This window comes from Micromonospora sp. NPDC048898, from assembly GCF_043198035.1.
Lineage (GTDB): Bacteria > Actinomycetota > Actinomycetes > Mycobacteriales > Micromonosporaceae > Micromonospora.
Genome location: NZ_JBICUF010000009.1, coordinates 74,381 through 95,243, shown reverse-complemented (window position 1 = coordinate 95,243; position 20,863 = coordinate 74,381). Strand labels below are relative to the sequence as shown.

General features: G+C 72.5%; 19 protein-coding genes. 12 read left to right on the top strand and 7 right to left on the bottom strand.

Annotated features, from left to right (window positions below; all coding sequences use genetic code 11):
• Positions 1-16 precede the first annotated feature (16 nt).
• From ACGFIQ_RS22805 to ACGFIQ_RS22790, 4 genes are all read left to right on the top strand, one after another.
• Positions 17-937, top strand: coding sequence for a cytochrome c oxidase assembly protein (locus ACGFIQ_RS22805; protein ID WP_393246642.1), 921 nt, complete (start codon positions 17-19; stop codon positions 935-937).
• A 108-nt stretch (positions 938-1,045) separates the two neighbouring features.
• Positions 1,046-1,441: a hypothetical protein gene (locus tag ACGFIQ_RS22800; protein WP_393246640.1), complete on the top strand. Its 396-nt coding sequence runs from the start codon at positions 1,046-1,048 to the stop codon at positions 1,439-1,441.
• A gap of 89 nt (positions 1,442-1,530) precedes the next feature.
• Positions 1,531-2,592 carry an anthranilate phosphoribosyltransferase gene (gene trpD / locus ACGFIQ_RS22795; protein WP_393246638.1) on the top strand — a complete coding sequence of 354 codons (1,062 nt, stop codon included), beginning with the start codon at positions 1,531-1,533 and terminating at the stop codon, positions 2,590-2,592.
• Positions 2,593-2,932: 340 nt separating this feature from the next.
• The gene (locus ACGFIQ_RS22790; protein ID WP_393246636.1) at positions 2,933-3,139 is read left to right on the top strand and encodes a hypothetical protein; all 207 of its coding nucleotides are present in this window, start codon (positions 2,933-2,935) and stop codon (positions 3,137-3,139) included.
• Between the two features lie 145 nt (positions 3,140-3,284).
• Here the strand turns inward: ACGFIQ_RS22790 and ACGFIQ_RS22785 are convergent, their stop codons facing one another.
• Positions 3,285-3,710 carry a cytochrome c oxidase subunit 4 gene (locus tag ACGFIQ_RS22785; protein ID WP_393246634.1) on the bottom strand — a complete coding sequence of 142 codons (426 nt, stop codon included), beginning with the start codon at positions 3,708-3,710 and terminating at the stop codon, positions 3,285-3,287.
• A 9-nt stretch (positions 3,711-3,719) separates the two neighbouring features.
• Positions 3,720-4,691, bottom strand: coding sequence for a cytochrome c oxidase subunit II (gene coxB, locus ACGFIQ_RS22780; protein ID WP_393246632.1), 972 nt, complete (start codon positions 4,689-4,691; stop codon positions 3,720-3,722).
• A gap of 229 nt (positions 4,692-4,920) precedes the next feature.
• Here coxB and ACGFIQ_RS22775 point away from each other — a divergent pair, with 229 nt between their 5' ends.
• Both ACGFIQ_RS22775 and ACGFIQ_RS22770 read left to right on the top strand, forming a co-directional pair.
• Positions 4,921-6,072, top strand: a complete 1,152-nt coding sequence (locus tag ACGFIQ_RS22775; protein WP_393246630.1) for a cysteine desulfurase family protein — start codon at positions 4,921-4,923, stop codon at positions 6,070-6,072.
• A complete protein-coding gene (locus ACGFIQ_RS22770) occupies positions 6,069-6,302 on the top strand; it encodes a sulfurtransferase TusA family protein (RefSeq protein WP_393246628.1) in 234 nt (77 codons plus the stop codon). The genes ACGFIQ_RS22775 and ACGFIQ_RS22770 overlap by 4 nt, the downstream gene beginning before the upstream one ends.
• A 22-nt stretch (positions 6,303-6,324) precedes the next feature.
• On the opposite strand, the gene ACGFIQ_RS22765 is transcribed toward ACGFIQ_RS22770, so the two are convergent.
• The 5 genes from ACGFIQ_RS22765 to ACGFIQ_RS22745 form a co-directional block, all read right to left on the bottom strand.
• Positions 6,325-6,678: a hypothetical protein gene (locus tag ACGFIQ_RS22765; RefSeq protein WP_393246626.1), complete on the bottom strand. Its 354-nt coding sequence runs from the start codon at positions 6,676-6,678 to the stop codon at positions 6,325-6,327.
• Positions 6,675-6,914, bottom strand: coding sequence for a type II toxin-antitoxin system HicA family toxin (locus ACGFIQ_RS22760; protein ID WP_393246624.1), 240 nt, complete (start codon positions 6,912-6,914; stop codon positions 6,675-6,677). The genes ACGFIQ_RS22765 and ACGFIQ_RS22760 overlap by 4 nt, the downstream gene beginning before the upstream one ends.
• A gap of 256 nt (positions 6,915-7,170) precedes the next feature.
• Positions 7,171-8,148, bottom strand: coding sequence for a carbohydrate kinase family protein (locus ACGFIQ_RS22755; protein ID WP_393246622.1), 978 nt, complete (start codon positions 8,146-8,148; stop codon positions 7,171-7,173).
• A gap of 182 nt (positions 8,149-8,330) precedes the next feature.
• Positions 8,331-8,699 carry an iron-sulfur cluster insertion protein ErpA gene (gene erpA / locus ACGFIQ_RS22750; RefSeq protein WP_238661535.1) on the bottom strand — a complete coding sequence of 123 codons (369 nt, stop codon included), beginning with the start codon at positions 8,697-8,699 and terminating at the stop codon, positions 8,331-8,333.
• A 233-nt stretch (positions 8,700-8,932) separates the two neighbouring features.
• Positions 8,933-10,072 (bottom strand): glycerate kinase, encoded by a 1,140-nt coding sequence (locus tag ACGFIQ_RS22745; protein WP_393246973.1) that lies wholly within the window; start codon positions 10,070-10,072, stop codon positions 8,933-8,935.
• A gap of 67 nt (positions 10,073-10,139) precedes the next feature.
• Here ACGFIQ_RS22745 and nadA point away from each other — a divergent pair, with 67 nt between their 5' ends.
• The 6 genes from nadA (at position 10,140) to ACGFIQ_RS22715 (ending at position 20,820) form a co-directional block, all read left to right on the top strand.
• Positions 10,140-11,339, top strand: coding sequence for a quinolinate synthase NadA (nadA, locus tag ACGFIQ_RS22740; protein WP_357074844.1), 1,200 nt, complete (start codon positions 10,140-10,142; stop codon positions 11,337-11,339).
• 212 nt (positions 11,340-11,551) lie between these two features.
• A complete protein-coding gene (gene murA, locus ACGFIQ_RS22735; RefSeq protein ID WP_393246619.1) occupies positions 11,552-12,907 on the top strand; it encodes a UDP-N-acetylglucosamine 1-carboxyvinyltransferase in 1,356 nt (451 codons plus the stop codon).
• A gap of 107 nt (positions 12,908-13,014) precedes the next feature.
• Positions 13,015-13,608 (top strand): DUF3043 domain-containing protein, encoded by a 594-nt coding sequence (locus ACGFIQ_RS22730; RefSeq protein WP_357074847.1) that lies wholly within the window; start codon positions 13,015-13,017, stop codon positions 13,606-13,608.
• Positions 13,609-13,773: 165 nt separating this feature from the next.
• Entirely contained in the window at positions 13,774-14,334 is a 561-nt protein-coding gene (locus ACGFIQ_RS22725) for a helix-turn-helix domain-containing protein (protein ID WP_393246617.1), read from the top strand.
• 376 nt (positions 14,335-14,710) lie between these two features.
• The gene (locus ACGFIQ_RS22720) at positions 14,711-19,777 is read left to right on the top strand and encodes a WG repeat-containing protein (protein WP_393246615.1); all 5,067 of its coding nucleotides are present in this window, start codon (positions 14,711-14,713) and stop codon (positions 19,775-19,777) included.
• A 44-nt stretch (positions 19,778-19,821) separates the two neighbouring features.
• The gene (locus ACGFIQ_RS22715) at positions 19,822-20,820 is read left to right on the top strand and encodes an aldo/keto reductase family protein (protein WP_393246613.1); all 999 of its coding nucleotides are present in this window, start codon (positions 19,822-19,824) and stop codon (positions 20,818-20,820) included.
• Positions 20,821-20,863: the final 43 nt, after the last annotated feature.

Genomic DNA, 20,863 nt, shown 5'->3' with positions numbered 1-20,863 from the left:
GCCTAGCCTGAAAAGCGTGCTGCACGTCGATTCGATCTTCGCCGCCACCTCGGCCCCGCCGCCGTTCACCGTCGGCGCGGTGCTGACCGAGACCCGGCTGGACAGCTGGCTGGCCCTCGGCCTGGTGCTCGCCGCCGGCCTGTACCTCTACGGGGTGTACCGGCTGCGCCTGCGGGGCGACAGCTGGCCGGTCGCCCGCACCGTGTTCTTCCTCGGCCCCGGGCTGGGCGGCATCGCGCTGGTCACGGTCAGCGGGCTGCACGCGTACGACACCGCCCTGCTGTCCGTACACATGATCCAGCACATGGTGCTGTCCATGGTGGCGCCGATCTTCCTGGCGCTGGGCGCGCCGATGACCCTGGCCCTGCGGACCCTGCCGGTCGGGCCGCGCAAGCGCCTGCTGGCGATCGTGCACAGCCGCGTCGCCCGGGTCTACACGTTCCCGCTCGTGGCGTTCGCCATCTTCGTGGTCAACCCGTTCGTGCTGTACTTCAGCGACCTGTACCGCTTCACCCTCGAGCACGCCTGGGCGCACGAGCTGGTGCACGCGCACTTCATCATGACCGGCTGCGTGTTCTTCTGGCCGCTGCTCGGCCTCGACCCGCTGCCCGGCCGCTGGCCGTACCCGGCGCGGGCGCTGCTGATGCTGCTCTCGGTGCCGTTCCACACCGTGCTCGGCCTCACCATCATGCAGAGCACCACGCTCTTCGGCGGCGACTGGTACCCGTCGCTCAACCTGAGCTGGGCCGACCCCAAGGCGGACCAGGTGGTCGCCGGCGGCATCCTCTGGGCCGGCGGCGAGTTCGTCAGTGTGACCATGCTCGCGGTGCTGGTCGTCCAGTGGGTCAAACAGTCCGAACGCGAGGCCCGCCGGGTCGACCGCGAGCTGGACCGCCAGGAGGCCCGCGAACGCGCCGCCGACGCCACGGCCGCCTGAGCTGCCCGGACGGTACGCCCCGAGGGGTGGCGGCGGGCGGGATGTCGGCTACGTCACCCCGACCGGTACGATCGGCGGGCAGCCACCAGGTGAAAGCGGAGTGCCGGCATGAGCGATCGTCTTTGCACCGTCCTGCTCTACAGCGACGACCCGCAGGTCCGTGATCGGATGCGGTTGGCCGTCGGCACCCGACCGGCGCCCGGCCTGCGGATCGAGTTCGTCGACGCGTCGACCTACGCGGAGACCATCCGGCTGGTCGACGACTACGAGATCGACCTGCTGCTGCTCGACGGCGAGGCGAGCCCGGGTGGCGGCATCGGCATCGCCCGGCAGATCAAGGACGACCGGGACGACGCTCCCCCGACCTGCCTCGTGATCGCCCGCGCCGCCGACCGATGGCTCGCCGCGTTCGCCGAGGTCGACGCCACGCTGGTGCACCCGCTCGACCCGGTGACCACCGGAGGCACGGTGGCCGAGCTGCTGCGGACGCACGCACCCGCCTGACGTCCCCAGCAATCCGGCACCGTCACGGCGTCGGATCCGCCGACGCCCGTTCCAGCCCACCCGCACTTCGCACGCTCGGGAGGCCCGCCATGGGCGATCGGACCTGGCCGCACCTGCTCACCTCGCTGCTGCACGGCGAGGAGTTGTCCACCGCCGACACCGCCTGGGCGATGGACGAGATCATGACCGGCTCGGCGAGCGCGGTGCGGACAGCGAGCTTCGCCATCGCGCTGCGGGCCAAGGGCGAGACGCCCGCCGAGCTGGCCGGTCTCGTCGAGGCGATGCTGGGTCGCGCGGTCCCGGTGGTGCTCCCCGAGGAGACCCGCCGCACCGCGCTCGACGTGGTCGGCACCGGCGGTGACCTCGCCCACACGGTCAACATCTCCACCATGACCGCGCTCGTGGTCGCGGGCACGGGCGTACGCGTGGTGAAGCACGGCAACCGGGCCGCCTCCTCCCTGTGCGGCACCGCCGACCTGCTGGAGTTCCTCGGCATCCCGCTGGACCTCGACCCCGAACAGGTGGCCCGCTGCGTCGAGGAGGCAGGCATCGGGTTCTGCTTCGCGGCCCGACACCACCCCGGGATGCGGCACGCCGGCCCGGTCCGCCGCGAGGTGGGAGTGCCCACCTTCTTCAACTTCCTCGGCCCGCTCACCAACCCGGCCCGCCCCCGCTCCGGCGCGGTCGGCTGCTTCGACGCCCGGATGGCCCCGGTGATGGCCAGCGTGTTCGCCGCCCGCGGCGACTCGGTGCTCGTGATGCGCGGCGAGGACGGTCTGGACGAGTTCACCACGGCCGCGCCGACCCGCGTCTGGGCGGCCCAGGGCGGCACCGTACGCGAGGCCGTGCTGGACGCGACGGACCTGGGGGTGCCCCGGTCCACCCTCGAAGACCTGCGGGGCGGTGACGCCGCGTACAACGCCGGCGTGGCCCATCGCCTGCTGGCCGGTGCGGCGGGTCCGATCCGGGACGCGGTGCTTGTCAACGCCGCGGCGGCGCTGGCCACCCAGGGTCCGCTCGACGGCGACCTGACCGAGGCGCTGCGCGCGGGGATGCACCGCGCGGCGGAGTCGATCGACTCCGGCGCGGCCGCCGCGACCCTGGACCGCTGGATCAAGACCGCCGCCGCCCTCGCCGCAACCCCCGTCTGACCGCCACCCGCGGCCCGGCCCCCGTTCGCCGCTCCCCAGCCCTTGATCGACTGGGAATCCTCGAATCCGTGGTGTCCGACGGCCGCCCAGCCCTTGATCGACTCGGGTTCCTTGAATCGGCGGTGTCCGACGGGGCCTTGGACACCGCGACTTCAGTGATATCGAGTGGATCACGCGGCGGGGCCAAGCCGCAGGGACGGCGATGAACCCGTCTCCGGCCAGCGCTGGCCGGAGATTTGTCGGACCCGCGTGGAAAACTACAGGCGAGTGGTTCTCCGCTTCCGTTGTGCGTCGTTGTCGCATCCGGGGGCGGTTCAGCTGGAGTGAGAAGGAGACACCCGTGTCGCACCGCGAGCTCTACTGCGATGTCTGCGAGGACGTGGCGCCGTTCGAGGCGCCGCCCTGCGTCGACGGCCACGACACCGACTGTCCCGAGCTGATCTGCACTGGCTGCGGCGCCGCCGTGGTGATCGCCACTGTCGCCTTCCCGGTCACCCGGCTGGCCGAGCGCCGACGCCAGCGGCCCACCCATCGCCACGCCGCCTGAACGCACCGCCCCGACCGGCACCGCACCACCCGATGCGGCACACCACCACCCCACACCGTCCGGGTCGGGCTACGACGAAGGCCCGCTCCCAGGGGGATGCGGGCCTTCGTGACGTACGGGTCGGCCGTGACGGCGACCGGGTGGATCAGTGCTCGGCGGTGCGCCGGGTGCCGCTGTAGTACTCGAACAGCAGCCCGCAGGCGGAGAAGACGACCGCCAGCAGACCGGCGCCGATCAGCCAGTACTGCCAGAACACCATGCCGAGCGCGGCGATCGCGGCGGCCAGTGCCAGACCGAACGGCCAGTAGCTGCCCGGGCTGAAGAAGCCGACCTCACCGGCGCCGTCGGCGATCTCGGCGTCGGGACGGTCCTCCGGGCGCAGATCGATGCGGCGGGAGACGAACCAGAAGAAGCCACCGCACATCGAGCAGAGCAGGAACGACAGCAGCAGGGCGACGGTGCCAACCCACTCGACGTCGCCAGACTCTCCGTGCGTCCAGGCGCCGTAGAGGATGGTGGCACCGGCGAGGAACCCGGCAATGATCAGGAAGATACGCCACTCGGTCTTCATGCGGCTGCCTCAGCTTCCCGTGCCGGCCGGAGCTTTGTCCGGGTTGAAGTTGTCCTGCGTCCGCCGGGTTTCGAACGGCTGCGTGGTCGTCGCGTACGGCTGCTCGCCGATCTGGGTCAGCGCGTCCTGGGTCGACTTGCCGCTCTGCTTGGCGGCCAGGAACTGGTCGTACTTCTCCGGCGAGACCACCCGCAGCTCGAAGTTCATGAACGCGTGGTAGCTGCCGCACAGTTCAGCGCAGCGCCCGACGTAGGCGCCCTCGGCGTCCAGACTGGAGACCTCGAACACGTTGCGGATCTTGCCCGGCATGACGTCCCGCTTGAAGAGCAGCTCCGGCACCCAGAACGAGTGGATGACGTCGCGGCTGGTCTCCTCGAAGCGGATGGACCGGCCGGTCGGCAGCACCAGCACCGGAATGACCTCGCTGGTGCCGAGCGTCGACGCGGTGGTGCGGGCCTCGGTGCCCTGGCCGTCGCGGTAGTTGAACTGCCAGTTCCACTTGAAGGCGACGACCTCGACCGTGACGTCCGGGTTCTTCGACAGCTTGTCGACGTCGGTCTGCACGATCGCCGTGTAGTAGAAGAGCACGGAGACGATCAGGATCGGCGCGATGGTGTAGAGGAACTCCATCGGCAGGTTGTAGCGGGTCTGCACCGGCAGCGCGTTGCCACGCTTGCGGTAGCGCACGACACACCAGAAGATCAGGCCCCACACGAAGACGCCGACCGCGAGGGCGGCGATGCAGGAGGCGATCCACAGGTCGTACATCCGCTTGGACTCCGGCGAGATGCCGCCCTGCGGCCAGCCGAAGCCGTGGAAGGTCTGACCCACGTCACAGCCCGTGAGCAGGATCAGCAGCGCCACGCCACTGAGACCGAGCCCGGCCAACCGACCAGCACCACGCCCCCGGCGTCCACCGACCCCTGGCGAAGCGCTGTGCCGTACGGCCGACGGCCGTACCTCCGAACTCCTTGCGACCACCTGGTCCTGCCTCCCTAGCGCGCCGCGGTGCGTCTTTCCTCAGCACCGGCGGCAAAGGCGTCACCGACGGTCGCAGATTACTCGACCATGACGGACTCGACCGTGGTGGGGTCACTGTCCGCCCCCATCGGGGGGATCCTGGGCATACCGCCGCGATAGCGTTGCAACCTGTGAGCGCGAGGAGTGAGCCGGGGTTGCGAGCCCCGCAGTCGCGAACGAAGGCGGATCTGTGAGCGCATCCCCGGTCTACCTGGACGCGGCGACCGCCGCGCCGATGCATCCGGTCGCGCGGCAGGCGTTGCTGGCCGCGCTCGACGACGGCTGGGCCGACCCGGGCAAGCTCTACGCCCAGGCCCGTCGGGCGCGGCAACTGCTCGACGCCGCCCGTGAGGCCACCGCGGTGACCCTCGGCGCCCGTGCCGACGAGGTGTCGTTCACCCCCAGCGGTACGACCGCAGCCCACGGGGCTGTGCTCGGCGGCCTGGCGGCGCGGCACCGGGTCGGGTCGGTGCTTGTGCACTCGGCGATCGAGCACTCGGCGGTGTTGCACGCGGCGGAGCGGCACGTCGCGAGGGGCGGGACCGCCACCGGGGTGCCGGTCGACAGGTTGGGCCGACTGGACCTGACCGCGTGGTCGGCGGCGGTCCGGGCCCCCGGTGTCGCGTTGGCCGCGCTGATCACCGCCAGTCACGAGGTGGGGACCGTGCAACCGGTCGCCGAGGCGGCCGCCGACTGTGCCGACGTGGGGGTGCCGCTCTACGTGGACGCCGCCCAGTCGGTTGGCCGGGTGCCCCTGCCGGCGGGCTGGTCGGTGCTCACCGCGAGTGCCCACAAGTGGGGCGGCCCACCCGGCGTGGGGGTGCTGGTGGTGCGTAAGGGCACCCGTTGGGAGTCGCCCTGGCCGGCCGACGAGCGGGAGGGTGGGCGTACCCCCGGGGTGGTGAACCTGCCCGCGGTGGTGGCGGCGGCGGCGAGCCTGCGCGCGGCGGCGGCCGACGCGGCGGCGGAGGCGACCCGGCTGGCCGCGTTCGTGGATCGGATCCGGGCGCGGGTCGCGGTGGAGGTGCCCGACGTGGAGGTGGTGGGTGATCCGGTGCTCCGGCTCCCCCACCTGGTCACCTTCTCGTGCCTGTACGTCGACGGGGAGGCGCTGTTGCATGCTCTGGACCGGCGGGGCTTCGCCGTGTCGTCCGGTTCGTCCTGTACGTCGTCGACGCTGCGCCCGTCGCACGTGCTGGAGGCGATGGGGGTGCTCTCGCACGGCAACGTGCGGGTCAGCCTGCATCGGGAGACGACCGAGGCGGACGTCGAGCGGTTCCTCGCCGAGTTGCCGGGGATCGTCGCCGGGTTGCGGGCCGAGGCTGGGGTGGTGGGGCTGTGACGATGCCGGACGAGGTGATCGACTGTCGCGGGCAGCGGTGCCCGCTGCCCGTGATCGCGGCGGCCCGGCGGCTGCCGCAGGTGCCGGTCGGCACGGTGGTCCGGGTGTTGGCCGACGACCCGGCGGCGGCGGTCGACATCCCCGCCTGGTGCCGGATGCGCGGCCAGGAGTTCATGGGCGCGGTCAACGGCCCAGACGGCCCGGCCTACGACGTCCGCCGCACCCACTGAGGCGCGTCCTGCCGCATCCAGCTCAGGCGGCGTCGCGCCCCTGCCGGTGCGCCTCGGTGGTGTGCACGGCCCGCCGGAGGACAGTCAGGTGCTGCTCCAGCGCCTCGGCCTGGTGCCACACCCGACGCTGCTCAAGCCTCAGCCGCTCCATGGCGTCGTCGAGATCCGCGCCGGAAAGCTCCAGGTCGTAGACCAGTTCCAGCTCGTCCTCGGCGCCCTCCGGCAGATCCTCCACGAGCGCGATCACTTCTCGTACCGCGCCGTCGAGAGCGGACAGGTTGTCAGCGAAGGTGTGTGCCTCAGGTAGACCATCAACATCGGCCAACCACTTGTCGCCCTCGCCAATAACACGAACCCTATAAATCTGACTGCTCACCCCAACCACCCCTTTCCGAACAACGGTGCCATGTCCCGCTCGATCGCCCTCAACGTGCCGATCGGGAGATCCCCACCGTGCTGTGGCACCACCGTGCGCACCGTCACCTTGGAGCCATCCTCCAGTTCGGCGGATGCCTGGAACATGCGGTGCGATCCCCGCTGCCGAACCTGCCAGCCACCGAGGCGCTCGATTCGTTGTACGACCTCCCGCGCCCTCACGAGGCTAATCGTCATCCGCACACGCGCGCCGGTCAACGTTCCCGCGCCGTGGGCGAACGTTGACCGACGCCGACCTGATTGCCGGAGTGGTTCGAGACCTATGCCGGCCTGGCAGCGGTCAGGATCTGCAGTGCGCGGGTGTGCAGGGCGGCGCTGTCCCCGCACCTGAACAGTGAGATCCAGTTGCCCACGGGCGACGAGCAACGCGGTGTGGATGCTCCACAGGGCGGTGCGCCGGCGAGCGCAGCGCGGCGAGCAACCAGGAGGTCACTCACGGAAGGAGGTGTGGGCGGATCTCGTCTGCTGCCTCGTCGCCGTAGGACTCGGCCAGGCGCTTGACGAACAGGTCGGCGCGGATGTCGTACTCCTGGGTGCCGACGGTCTCCAGCACCAGCGTGGCCAGCAGCGAGCCGACCTGGGCGGCGCGCTCCAGGCCGACGCCCCAGGAGAGCGCGGTGAAGAACCCGGCCCGGAAGCCGTCGCCCACGCCGGTCGGGTCGACCGCCCGGGTCTCGCGCGCGATCGGGACGTGGATGGGGTCCATTTCCCGCCCGACGATCTCCACACCGTGCTTGCCCAGCGTGGTGACCCGCACCTTGACCAGGTCCAGCAGTTGGGCGTCGGTCAGTTGCGCCTTGCTCTGCAGCAGCGACTTCTCGTAGTCGTTGGTCATCAGGTAGTCGGCGCCCTCGATCAGCGCCACCACGTCCTCGCCGGGCATCCGGGCGAGTTGCTGGGAGGGGTCGGCGGCGAACGCGTAGCCACGGGTGCGGCACTCGGCCGAGTGCCGCAGCATCGCCTCGGGGTCGTTGGCGCTGACCAGCACCAGGTCCAGGCCGCCGATCCGGTCGGCGACCGGGGCGAGCTCGATGTTGCGGGCCTCGCTCATCGCGCCGGCGTAGAACGACGCGATCTGGCACATGTCGGTGTCGGTGGTGCAGACGAACCGAGAGGTGTGCGCCACCTCGCTGACGTGCACCGAGTCGCAGTCGACGCCGTGGCGCTCCAGCCAGGAGCGGTAGTCGGCGAAGTCCGCCCCCACCGCGCCGAGCAGCACCGGGCGCAGGCCCAGCTGCCCCATGCCGAAGGCGATGTTCGCCGCCACACCGCCGCGACGGAGCACCAGATCGTCTACCAGGAAGGAGAGGGACACCTTGTGCAGCTGATCGGCGATGAGTTGGTCGGCGAAGCGACCGGGGAAGCTCATCAGGTGATCGGTGGCGATCGAGCCGGTCACGGCGATCTTCATATCAACCCTCGGGGTAGGGAGCAGGGCGCGGTCAGCCTACCGGCCCGGCGACCTGACGGTGACCTCTCGGTGCGACCTCGGTGACCGGCCGCGTCACCGCCGCTTCGGGGCCGTTCCCAGCCCACCAGCGCAGACGGGGCCGTCCCGAAGGACGCCCCCGTCTGGTGCTGGATCGGTGTGACTCAGTTGAACGAGTCACCGCAGGCGCACGAGTTGCCCGCGTTGGGGTTGTCGATGGTGAAGCCCTGGGCGTCGATCCGGTCGGCGAAGTCGATCGTCGCGCCGGACAGGTACGGGGCGCTCATCCGGTCGACGACGACCCCGACACCGCCGAAGTCGGTGACGACATCACCGTCGAGCGAACGCTCGTCGAAGAAGAGCTGGTACCGCAGGCCGGAGCAGCCACCCGGCTGCACCGCGACGCGGAGCCGCAGGTCGTCGCGGCCCTCCTGCTCGATCAGGGCCTTGACCTTCTGCGCCGCGACGTCGGTGAGGACGACGGAAGTAGGGGCCTGGGCCTCGGTCGACTCGGTCTGCGCTGGCGTGGTCACGTGGAAGTCTCCCTGCGCGGTTTGGGTCCGGACGCACTGGCCAACGCCGCGCGCCGTCCAGTGATTCCCGGTTGTGGTCCTCCGCTGATGGTACGCCGCCCCGGCCGGGCTCACCCGCGTGGCGTGATCGCCGCCGCAGGTCGGCCCCGCTGGGGGGCGCCCGGGAGCCTCAGCGGCCCCACTGCCCGACGCTCGGGAGCCTCAGCGGCCCCACTGGCGCACGCTCGGGAGCCTCAGCGGCTCCACTGCCGGGCCAGCCGGGCGCCCAGGTCGTGCAACCCCTCCGCGGGCCGGCTCAGGGCGGCGTCGAGTCCGCCGCCCTGGTCGCCACCGAAGTGCTCGACCAGGCTGTACGCATCGGTGACCCCGGCCGAGGCGGCCTCGCGTCGGCCGGTGCTCACCTGCCCGGCCACCACCACGCACGGCACTCCCCGGTCGCGGGCGGCACCGGCCACTCCGGCGACCACCTTGCCGCGCAGCGACTGGTGGTCGAACGATCCCTCGCCGGTGATCACCAGGTCGACGCTGTCCAGTGCGGCGTCCAGTCCGGTGGCCCGGGTGACCAGGTCGATGCCCGCCTCGCAGCCGCCACCCAGGGCGAGGACGGCCGCGCCGAGGCCACCCGCGGCGCCGCCGCCGGGCAGCGCGCCGAGACCGGCCGGGCAGCCGGGCAGATCCCGCTCCACCACGGCCGCGAAGCGCTCCAGAGCCGCGTCGAGCAGCAGCACGTCCGCCCGGTCGGCGCCCTTCTGCGGACCGAACACGTTGCTCGCGCCGTGCAGGCCGAGCAGCGGGTTGTCCACGTCGGTGGCGGCGCTGAGCCGGACGCCGCGCAGCCGGGGCGCGCCGTCGAGGGCGTCGACCAGGGCCAGAGCCGCCCCGCCGTACGGCAGCGCGGCGCCCGTGGCGTCCAGGGGGGTCACGCCCAGCGCGGCGAGCATTCCGGCTCCCGCGTCGTTGGTGCCGGAGCCGCCCAGCCCGATCACCACAGTCCGTGCGCCGCTCTCCACCGCGGCGGCCACGAGCAGGCCCAGCCCGTACGACGTGGTGGTCTTCGGGTCGCGTTCGGCGGTGCTGAGCAGGTGCAGCCCGCAGGCCTGCGCGCTCTCCAGGTAGGCGGTCGCACCGTCCGCGGTGAGCAGGATCTCACCGGCCGCCGGCCGGCCCAGCGGATCAACTGTCGACACCGGCACCCGCCGGCCGCCGAGGGCTTCGGCGAGCACCTGCACGAAGCCCGGCCCGCCGTCGGAGAGCGGCCGGATCAGCAGTTCGTCGCGGTCGGTGACGGTACGCCAACCAGCAGCAACCGCGGCGGCCACCTCCGGTGCGGACAGGGTGCCGGCGAACTTGTCCGGGCAGAGCAGCACGCGCATGCCGAGCAGTGTGGCAGCCCACACCGAGCGAAGCTGCGTCGCGCTCCTGCTGTGGGACCATGGCTACGTGACTTCGACCTGGGTGGAACCCTCCAACACCGCGACGGCTCTGCTGCTGCTCGGTCGGGGCAGCGACCCCGACACCGAGCGCGGCGTCGAGTGTCCGGGCGACCTGCCGGCGCCCAGCGACCCGGATCTGGTGGCCCGCGCCACGGCCGCGAAGGCGAAGCTGGGCAGCAAGGTCTTCGTGCTGGGGCACCACTACCAGCGCGACGAGGTGATCCAGTTCGCCGATGTGACAGGCGACTCGTTCAAGCTGGCCCGGGAGGCCGCGGCCCGTCCGGACGCGGAGTACATCGTCTTCTGCGGCGTGCACTTCATGGCCGAGAGCGCCGACATCCTCACCACCGACGCCCAGCGGGTGATCCTGCCGGACCTCGCCGCGGGCTGCTCGATGGCGGACATGGCGGTCCTGGGCCAGGTCGAGGCCGCGTGGGACACGCTTACCGAGCTGGGCATCGCCGGCGAGACCGTCCCGGTGACGTACATGAACTCCTCGGCCGACATCAAGGGCTTCGTCGGCCGCAACGGCGGCGTGGTCTGCACCTCGTCCAACGCCAAGCGCGCCCTGGACTGGGCGTTCGAGCAGGGTTCGAAGGTGCTCTTCCTGCCCGACCAGCACCTGGGCCGCAACACGGCGGTGCTGGAGATGGGCCTGTCGCTTGACGACTGTGTGCTCTACGACCCGCACAAGCCCGGTGGCGGGCTCACCCCGGAGCAGCTGCGCGACGCCAAGATGATCCTCTGGCGGGGGCACTGCTCGGTGCACGGCCGGTTCACGCTCGAGAGCGTCAACGACGTCCGGGCGCGGGTGCCCGGCGTCAACGTGCTGGTCCACCCGGAGTGCCGGCACGAGGTGGTCACCGCGGCCGACTACGTGGGCTCCACCGAATACATCATCAAGGCCGTCGAGGCGGCTCCGGCCGGTTCGGCGTGGGCGCTCGGCACCGAGCTGAACCTGGTCCGCCGTCTCGCGCTGGCGCACCCGGACAAGCAGGTCATGTTCCTGGACAAGGCCGTCTGCTACTGCTCGACGATGAACCGGATCGATCTGCCACACCTGGTCTGGGCCCTTGAGGAGCTGGTCGCGGGCCGGGTCGTCAACCAAATCACGGTGGACGCGGACACCGCCCACCACGCCCGGGTCGCCCTGGACCAGATGCTCGCCCTGCCCGGCGCGGACACCCCGCCGCCAGCGGCGTCCTGATCACGATCCGTAGTGCTCTTGGTACGCAAAAGCGCCGGATCACCGATTAATGCCACACACGCCGATGTGACCGAGTCCTTTTTCGTCACCGAGGGCTATGCTGCCGGAGCGACGACATACGCGGGCCGTTTCGACTTGGCCGCATCCGGGGTAGCGACAGCGTTCAGGCGCCCCACCAACAACACGGCAGCACCGACGCGCTGGAGGTTGCGTTGACCGACGACGTCCTGGTTGTGCACGGAGGCACTCCGCTCGAAGGGCGGATCCGCGTGCGCGGCGCGAAGAACCTGGTATCGAAGGCGATGGTCGCCGCGCTGCTCGGCGACAGCCCGAGCCGGCTGTTCGACGTGCCGAAGATCCGTGACGTCGAGGTGGTCCGGGGTCTGCTCGGCCTGCACGGCGTCAAGGTCACCGACGGCGCCGAGGACGGCGAGCTCGTCTTCGACCCGGCGAACGTCGAGAGCGCCAGCACCGACCAGATCAACGTGCACGCCGGTTCCAGCCGGATCCCGATCCTGTTCTGCGGCCCGCTGCTGCACCGGCTCGGGCACGCGTTCATCCCGGACCTGGGCGGCTGCCACATCGGCCCGCGCCCGATCGACTTCCACCTCCAGGCGCTGCGCGAGTTCGGCGCCACGGTCGAGAAGCGGCCGGAGGGTCTGCACCTGTCCGCACCGAACGGCCTGCACGGCACCAAGTTCGCCCTGCCGTACCCGAGCGTCGGCGCCACCGAGCAGGTGCTGCTGACCGCGGTCATGGCCGAGGGCGTCACCGAGCTGCGCAACGCCGCGGTGGAGCCGGAGATCATCGACCTGATCTGCATCCTGCAGAAGATGGGCGCGATCATCAAGGTCCACACCGACCGGGTGATCGAGATCCAGGGCGTGCCGAAGCTGCACGGTTACACCCACCGGCCGATCCCGGACCGGATCGAGGCCGCCAGCTGGGCGGCTGCCGCCCTGGCCACCCGCGGTCACGTCGAGGTGCTCGGCGCGCAGCAGGCCGACATGATGACCTTCCTCAACGTCTTCCGCTCGGTCGGTGGCGAGTACGAGGTCACCGACGCGCGCGCGCCGAAGCTGGGCGACCCGGGGCAGGAGGGCGGCATCCGCTTCTGGCACCCGGGCGGCGAGCTGAACGCGGTGGCGCTGGAGACCGACGTGCACCCCGGGTTCATGACCGACTGGCAGCAGCCGCTGGTCGTGGCGCTCACCCAGGCCCGCGGCCTGTCGATCGTCCACGAGACGGTCTACGAGCAGCGCCTGGGCTACACCGAGGCACTGAACTCGATGGGCGCCAACATCCAGGTCTACCGGGACTGCCTCGGCGGCACCCCGTGCCGCTTCGGCCGGCGCAACTTCAAGCACTCCGCGGTGATCGCCGGGCCGAGCAAGCTGCACGCCGCGGACCTGGTCATCCCGGACCTGCGGGCCGGGTTCAGCCACCTGATCGCGGCGCTCGCGGCCGAGGGCACCTCCCGGGTGTACGGCGTCGACCTGATCAACCGCGGCTACGAGGACTTCGAGGCGAAGCTCGCCGACCTGGGCGCGCACGCCGAGCGTCCGTAACCTCGCACACCTCCCGTTCGTCACACGGCCGCACTTGCGGCGACCTCGATCCGCGCCCGGTGCACCGCGATGTGCACCGGGCGCGGATCGTTGGCTACCCTTGCCGCGTGCCGTCGCTCTTTCGCCGCAAGTCCACTGACCTCGTCGACGAGGCCGTCTCATCGGTGACCACCGAGGAGACCGCCGAGCGTTCCCGGGGTTACACCCCGGCCAAGGGTCGGGAGACGCCGAAGCGGCCAACCGTCGGCCGTCGCCCGGCCGGCCCCACTCGCCCCCTCACCAAGGAGGAGGAGCGGGAGCGTCGCCGCCAACTGCGCGCCGAGGCCGCGTCGGAGTTCCGCCGTGAGGGCGGCCCCCGCGACCGCGGCCCGGAGCGGCTGCTGGCCCGCAACGTGGTCGACTCCCGGCGTACCGTCGGCACCTGGTTCTTCGGTGGAGCGCTGATCGTGCTGATCGGGTCGAACGCGGCCATGCCGGACCCGGTCCGGTTGATCTCCAACGTGCTCTGGGGCGCGCTGGCCCTGGGCGTGGTCATCGACTCGGTGTTGATCTGCCGCAAGATCAGCAAGTTGGTCCGGGAGCGCTTCCCGAAGACCGACCAGCGGATGGGCTCGCTCTTCCTCTACGCGGTGATGCGGTCGATCACCTTCCGGCGGATGCGCGCCCCGGCCCCGCAGGTCAACCTCGGCGACAAGGTCTGACCCCGGCCCCCATCCACGCACCACAACATCGGCGAAACTGCTGTCTCCGACGTCTCGGAGGCAGCAGTTTCCCGTTAGTTGCGCGGATCTTGCTCGGCCAGGGGGACGCTGGCAAGCACCTGCTGCTGTTCGTCGCAACGAACGCTGATCCAATGGAGCGAACGCATGCCTCCGGAACCCGCCGCCCCGCTGGCCACCATCGCCGCCGCCCTGCGTCGGGAGCGGGAACGGGTGGGCGTCTCGCTGACCGAGCTTGCCCGCCGGGCGGGGGTGGCCAAGTCCACCCTCTCCCAGCTGGAGTCCGGCACCGGCAACCCGAGCGTGGAGACGCTCTGGGCGTTGGGTGTGGCACTCGGCGTGCCATTCAGCCGGCTGGTGGAGCCCCTCGACGACGCCGTACGGGTGATCCGGGCCGGGGACGGATCCCGGGTCCGCTCCGAGCAGGCCGACTTCACCGGCACACTGCTCAGCGCCGGGGCGGCACACCTGCGCCGGGACGTCTACCTGATCGAGCTGGAACCGGGCGCGGCCCGCGCCGCGGACGGGCACACCCCGCGCAGTGTCGAGCACGTGGTGGTCGCCGCCGGCCGGCTGCGGGTCGGCCCCGAGACGGCCCCGATCGAACTCGACCCCGGCGACTACGCGGCTTTCCCCGGCGATGCCCCACACCGCTACGAGGCGCTCGCACCCGGCACGTTCGCCGTCCTCATCCTGGAGCATCCCTGACCGGACGACGATTCGCCCGAGCCAGGCGGCAGTCGAATGCGGTAGGGTCGAAGACCAGATTGGGTTATAGGACCAAATGTCCGAAACCATTGGGATAACGTTTGCGCCCGTGGGCGGCACCACAGTGGCGGTGAGCGAGCCCACGCCGTTACCCTCCATCCGCAGCCACGACCCGTCGGCGCGGGCGACCTGACCGGCACGCAAGGCCCCCGCACGACAATTTGCAACGAGGTGACAACGCCGTGAGCGAGCGGACGCGAGCCGGCCACCGGGGCGTGGCAGGCGGCGACCGGACGCCCGGCGATCACCCGGCTGCGGAAAGCTCGCCTCCGGCGGGAGCCGGCCGAGCGGCCGGGCACGGCGACGGGCTCGGCCGATGAGCGGCCGCTACCCCGACCGGTGGTCAGACCCGAACGAGCCGTCCTGGGTGGTCGAGCCGACCACCGAGTGGCACCCCCAGTTCCCCGGCCAGCGCTATCCCGGCGACATCGGCGCGGTGCACCAGCCGCCACCGCGCGGTCGCGCGACGGTGAGCGGCCGAGCCGAGGTGCCGTCGCTCGCGCCCACCCGTCCGGACGGCACCTACCTCGGCCGGTCCTGGGCCGACGAACCACCGGAGGAGTCGGCGGTCCACGGCCGGTCCTGGGTGGACGACGAGCCGGGAGAGACACCGGCCTACGGCCGACCCCGGAGCGACGCCCGCCCGGCCGACACGTCCGCCTACGGCCGGAACGACAGCACCGCCCCCCGCACCTACGACCATGAGCCGTACCGCCGGCCACTCCCCGAACCGCCCCGACGCGACGATCGTCGCCACCCCGAGTCGGACCGGCGTACCGCCTGGTCCGACCGACGGCCCAGCGACGAGCGAGGCCCGGCGCGGGAGGCCGCCTGGCACCGGGACCAGCCCTCCTCCGAGCGGTACGACAGCCGCCGGCAGCGGCCCGAGCCCGCCGAGCGGGACCGGGGCCACCCGGGCACGCCCCCGGTCTCCCCCGCCCCCCGGTCGGACTCCGGTTGGGTGCCGGAGCCGGACGACTCACCGCGTCGGCGCGGCACGCACGAGCGACCCGCCGCCGGTTACGAACGCCACCCCGGCGACGGGTACGGCGGACGACCCACCCGGGACCGCGACGGCCGGCCGGCCGAGGACCGGATCGCCGACGGAGCCGACAAGTGGGCAGCCGTGGACGGCCGCCCGCGATACCGCGCCGACGGGCACCCGGACCGCGCCGCCGACGACGCCCGCCGCCCGGATCGGCGCTACCACGCCGACGAGGGAGCCGGCGCACCACCGCCACCCAACGGCGGTCGACGGCACCGCCCCGAGCCGGAGCTGCCCGATCATCCCCGCCGCGACGACGATCGTCGTCGAGCCGACAGCGACCCGCACCGGCAGCAGCCCCGCGAGACCGCGGCCCGCGCCGAGGCGTACCCGGACCGGCGTCCCCGCGAGGAAGCCCGCCCGGACGGCCACCGCGAGCACGCGAACCGCGAGGACGGCCACGCGTACCGCGAGGAACCGCCGCGCGAGCACGTCTACCGCGACGAACGGGCGCACGACAACGCCTACCGCGAGCCTCGGCCGCAGTCCGGTCAACGGCCGGACGGCAGCCTGCCCTGGCCGCCGCCGGGTCCGTTGCGCCCGGACCGCACCCGGGAGCCGGGCCACCGCGGCGACCCGCACCGCACCCCCGATTCGGGTACCCCGACGCGACCGGACGCCCGGCCCGAGCGACCGGCGGTCACCCCGTCGCGCTACGACGAGCGACCGGTACGCCCAGCGGCGCCGGCTCCGTCGCCGTCCAGCCGGGTCGTGCCGGTTCCGCCGGAGCGAACGATGCCGCCATCGCCCGTCTCCCCCGGCGCACCCGGCCGGGACCGACCGGTGTCGGCTGCCCCGGTCTCCCCAGCCTCCGAGGTGCCCGTCTCGGGTCCACCCGCCGCGAGCCTTCGGCTGGAGTACCTGCCCGCGCCGGTGGACCCACCCACCTCCGACGAGCGCTCGGACGTCCCACTGCCACCTGCGCGCCAGGCACCGGCCGAACCGGCGCCGACTGCCGGAGTGCGCCCCACCCCACCGCCGCGTTACCCCGGCCCGAACACCGCGGACCGCCCCCTGGACCAGCGGCGCGACGGTGAGCCGACCGCAGACCGCCGCCAGTTCGGTGACGTGTCGGGCAGCGTCTCTCCCACCGACCACCGCATGCCGCCGCACCCCACCGACCGCCCGCACCCCACGGACCGGCCGCACCCCACCGACCGGCCGCACCCCACAGACCGGCCGCACCCCACCGACCGGCCGCACACCGACCGCCCGCACCCCACAGACCGGCCGCACACCGACCGACCGCACCCCACAGACCGGCCGCACACCGACCGGCCGCACCCCACCGACCGGCCGCACACCGACCGACCGCACTCCCCAGACCGGCCGCACTCCACGGATCGAATGTCTCCGCCGGCGGCCGCACGACCGGCGGTCGCGCCACCGCCAACCTGGCAGGTCCCAGCCCCGGCGACGACACCGCCCGCCCCGACGCCGGCGGCCCCGGAACCCTCGGCGCCGGCCGCCGAGGCGGCACTCCCGCTCGCCCCTGGCACACCGCGCCGCTACGTACCGCCGCCTCCCTCGGAAGAGTCGGTCGCCCCCGTTCCGGACCCGGACGAGGTTGTGGGCACCCGCGGGCCGGACGCGTGGTTCAGCCCCGCTCAGCCCGCCGACCCCGATCCGAGCGAGCCCGCGCCGAACCGGCAACCGTCCGAGTCAGCCGACAACGAACCGCGCCCGTCCGAGCCGACCGACAATGACCCGCAGCGGTCCAGGCCGACCGACGATGACCCGCAACGGTCCAGGCCGACCGACAATGACCCGCAACGGTCCGAGTCGACCGAGAGGGAGTCGACGGCCGGCGACCCCGGGCTATCCACCGCACCGGCACCCGATCGGTCCACCGCACCGGGCACGGTGGATCGAGATCTGCCGACATCGGCCACCGACGTCCGTCGTGATCTGACCGACGAGCAGGCAGGCAGGTCGGCAGCGGCTGACTCTCCTGGGTCGGTGTCCGCGCCGCCCGGTCGCCCGACCACCGGCACCTGGGCCGCCGACCCGCTCGACGACGCGCAGGCAACTGTCGGGCCCGAATCGGCGCAGGACGACGACCGGCCCGGCTCCGGCGCCCCCGCCACGCCGGCTCACCAGCCCGAAGCCGTAGTCGAGGCCGACGACCAACCGGCCGCCGCTCGCCTGGTCGGGGACACCGATCCCGTTACGCGCGATCGAACGGACGACGCCCCGCCGTACGCCCGGCCGTCCGATGTCGAAGACGACCCGAGCACCACCGGGTCGACGGACGGTTCGCGAGCCGACGACTGGTCGGACGACATCGCACTGCCAGCCCCGCCCGCAATGTCTGATGACAACGATGCACCAGTATCGGGCGCACGGATCCCGGGAGCACCGGGCCGGGCCGACCACACACCGCCGACTCTGACGCCGCCCGCCGCACCCGTCTCCGCACCGCCAGCGCACGCGCCGCCGGCCGCCACGCGACCTGTCTCCGCGCCACCCGCCTCCACACCTTCCGCCGCCGCGCCGCCCGCCTCCGCGGAGCAGACCTTCGGGGCGCCCATCTCCGCGCCGCCGGTGTCTGCACCTTCCGCCTCCGCACCTTCCGCCGCCGGAGAGCAGACCTTCGGGGCACCCGTCTCCGCGCCGCCGGTGTCTGCACCGCCCGCGTATGCACCGCCCGCGTACGCGCCGCCACCTTCGGTGCCGCCACCCGTCTCCGCGCCACCGATCGCCCCCATGCCCGTGTCCGCACCGCCCGCGTCGACAGAGCCGGCGTCCGACTCCACCTCACCCGCGTCGACACACGCGGCCTACGCACCGCCCGTCTCCGGGCCGCCCGCCGACCCGGCACCACCCGTCTCCGGGCCGCCCACCGACCCGGCACCACCCGTCTCCGGGTCGCCCGCCGACCCGGCACCGCCCGTCTCCGGGCCGCCCGCCGACCCGGCACCGCCCGTCTCCGGGCCGCCCGCCTCAACGGTTCCCGGCCCGAGGACCGGCTCGCGCGGGGAGAACGCGCCTGTCTCCGCACCACCCGGCGACGCCGCGCCCGCGGCGATCCGCCCGTCGCTGGCCGACCCGGGCGACCCGGAGCAGGTCCTCGCGGCGTACCGCTGGCGGTTGGACCCGGTCACCCTGCGTGAGGAGCTGACGGAGCCGGACGACCTGCGGGCCATCCGGCGGCGGCTGACCGAGAAGCTGGGCTCGGCGATCGACAACCGCGCCCGGGCCCGACTGCTCAGCCTGCGCGCGGTGACCTCGCGAATCCTCGGCGACCTGGACGACGCGCTGGCCGATGGTCGGCTCGCCCTCACCTACGCCGAGGCCACCGGCGAGCTGCGCCGGACCGCGTTGGCCCAGGCCCGGCTGGCCCACGTCCTGCGCTGGCGCGGCAACTTCGCCGAGGCCGACCAGCTCTTCGCCCAGGCCAACTCGGTCGAGCTACCCGACCGGTTGCGGGCCGCACTCCACGAGCACGCCGGACGGTCGTGTTACGACCAGGGGCGGCTCATGGAAGCCTGCCAGCACTTCGAGCAGGCGCTGGACCTGCGCGGCGCCGGCGACGCCGAACTGCTGGACCGAATCCGGGTGGCCCTCGACGCGGTCGCCGTCCGGGCCACGGCGGACGGCTTCGGGCCGTACCGCCGGGGTCGGGACGAGGTGCTCGACCGTGACCGGCCCCCGGTGCCGGACCGGGACGGGCCGCTGTGGGGTTACACCGGCCCGGACGGCGACGTGGTCATCCCCGCCCGGTACGCCGAAGCGCAGCCATTCCACGACGGGCTGGCCTGGGTGCGCCGGCCGGACACGGACCGGTGGTCGCTGATCAACCTGCTCGGTACGACGGTGATCCCGCCCTCCTACCGGGCCGCGCACCCGTTCAGCGACGGCCTGGCCTGGGTGGTCGGCGAGGGCGGTTGGACGGCCATCGACGCGACCGGCGCGGTGCAGGTGGCGCCCAACTTCGCCGAGGTACGACCGTTCCGCCGCGGGCTGGCCGCGGTGCGGCGCGAGGGGTGGGGGGCGGTCGACCGGACCGGCCGGATCGTCGTGCCCACGCGTTACCACGGGTTCGTCACCGAGTTGGCCGACGGCCGGCAGGTCGACGGTTTCACCGACGAGGGGCTCGCCGTGGTCGACGTGGCCGGCCGGCGCGGTGTGGTGGACCGCACCGGTACGGTGCTGGTCGCGCCGGCGCACCCGATGCTCGTCATCCACCCGGTGGCGTTCCTGGTCGAGAGCGGCAACGGGCGGTGGGGCGCGCTGGACCGGCGCGGCGTGCCGCTCATCGACCCGGTGCACCGTGATCGCGCCGAGGTGCTGGAGGAGATCGACCGGCTACTCACCGATGCCAACCCGGTGCTCTGAGTCGTCGCCTGCCGCTGGTGATCCACTAGAGCTAGGGTCGGTACATGGAATTCCGATACCTGGGCCGTTCCGGCCTGATGGTCAGCGAGATCTCGTACGGCAACTGGATCACCCACGGTTCGCAGGTCGAGGAGGACGCGGCGTTCGCGTGCGTCCGGGCCGCGCTCGACGCGGGGATCACGACCTTCGACACCGCCGACGCGTACGCCGGCACGCAGGCCGAGGACGTGCTCGGCCGGGCGTTGCAGAACGAGCGCCGCGAGGGCCTCGAGATCTTCACCAAGGTCTACTGGCCGACCGGGCCCGGCCGCAACGACCGTGGCCTCTCCCGCAAGCACATCATGGAGTCGATCAACGGCTCGCTGCGCCGACTGCGCACCGACTACGTGGACCTCTACCAGGCCCACCGCTACGACAACAGCACCCCGCTGGAAGAGACGATGGAGGCGTTCGCCGATGTCGTGCACTCCGGCAAGGCGCACTACATCGGCGTCTCCGAGTGGACCGCCGCCCAGCTGCGCGCCGCCCACCCGCTCGCCCGGGAGCTGCACATCCCGCTGGTCTCCAACCAACCACAGTATTCGATGCTCTGGCGGGTCATCGAGACCGAGGTCGTCCCGGCCAGCGAGGAACTGGGCATCGGGCAGATCGTCTGGTCGCCGATGGCACAGGGTGTGCTCTCCGGCAAGTACCTGCCGGGGCAGCCGCCGCCGGCCGGTTCCCGGGCCACCGACGAGAAGTCGGGTGCGAACTTCATCTCCCGCTTCATGAACGACGACGTGCTCACCCGGGTCCAGCAGCTCAAACCCCTCGCCGAGCAGGCCGGGCTCAGCATGGCCCAGCTCGCCGTGGCGTGGGTCCTGCAGAACCCGAACGTCTCGTCGGCGATCATCGGCGCGTCCCGCCCCGAGCAGGTGCACGACAACGTCAAGGCGGCCGGGGTGAAGCTCGACGCCGGCCTGCTCAAGGCGATCGACGACATCGTCGAGCCGATCGTCGAACGGGACCCGGCGAAGACCGAGTCCCCCGCGCAGCGTCCCTGACGCGTTCCGGCCCGGCCGGCGCGAGGGTTTCGCGCCGACCGGG

What these genes read in the sequence shown, in the direction of transcription:
- ACGFIQ_RS22800 (WP_393246640.1), top strand. Translation starts at nt 1,046, where the DNA reads ATGAGCGATCGTCTTTGCACCGTCCTGCTCTACAGCGACGACCCGCAG.
- trpD (WP_393246638.1), top strand. Translation starts at nt 1,531, where the DNA reads ATGGGCGATCGGACCTGGCCGCACCTGCTCACCTCGCTGCTGCACGGC.
- ACGFIQ_RS22785 (WP_393246634.1), bottom strand. Translation starts at nt 3,710, where the DNA reads ATGAAGACCGAGTGGCGTATCTTCCTGATCATTGCCGGGTTCCTCGCC.
- ACGFIQ_RS22760 (WP_393246624.1), bottom strand. Translation starts at nt 6,914, where the DNA reads ATGACGATTAGCCTCGTGAGGGCGCGGGAGGTCGTACAACGAATCGAG.
- ACGFIQ_RS22755 (WP_393246622.1), bottom strand. Translation starts at nt 8,148, where the DNA reads ATGAAGATCGCCGTGACCGGCTCGATCGCCACCGATCACCTGATGAGC.
- ACGFIQ_RS22745 (WP_393246973.1), bottom strand. Translation starts at nt 10,072, where the DNA reads ATGCGCGTGCTGCTCTGCCCGGACAAGTTCGCCGGCACCCTGTCCGCA.
- ACGFIQ_RS22725 (WP_393246617.1), top strand. Translation starts at nt 13,774, where the DNA reads ATGCCTCCGGAACCCGCCGCCCCGCTGGCCACCATCGCCGCCGCCCTG.
- ACGFIQ_RS22720 (WP_393246615.1), top strand. Translation starts at nt 14,711, where the DNA reads ATGAGCGGCCGCTACCCCGACCGGTGGTCAGACCCGAACGAGCCGTCC.
- ACGFIQ_RS22715 (WP_393246613.1), top strand. Translation starts at nt 19,822, where the DNA reads ATGGAATTCCGATACCTGGGCCGTTCCGGCCTGATGGTCAGCGAGATC.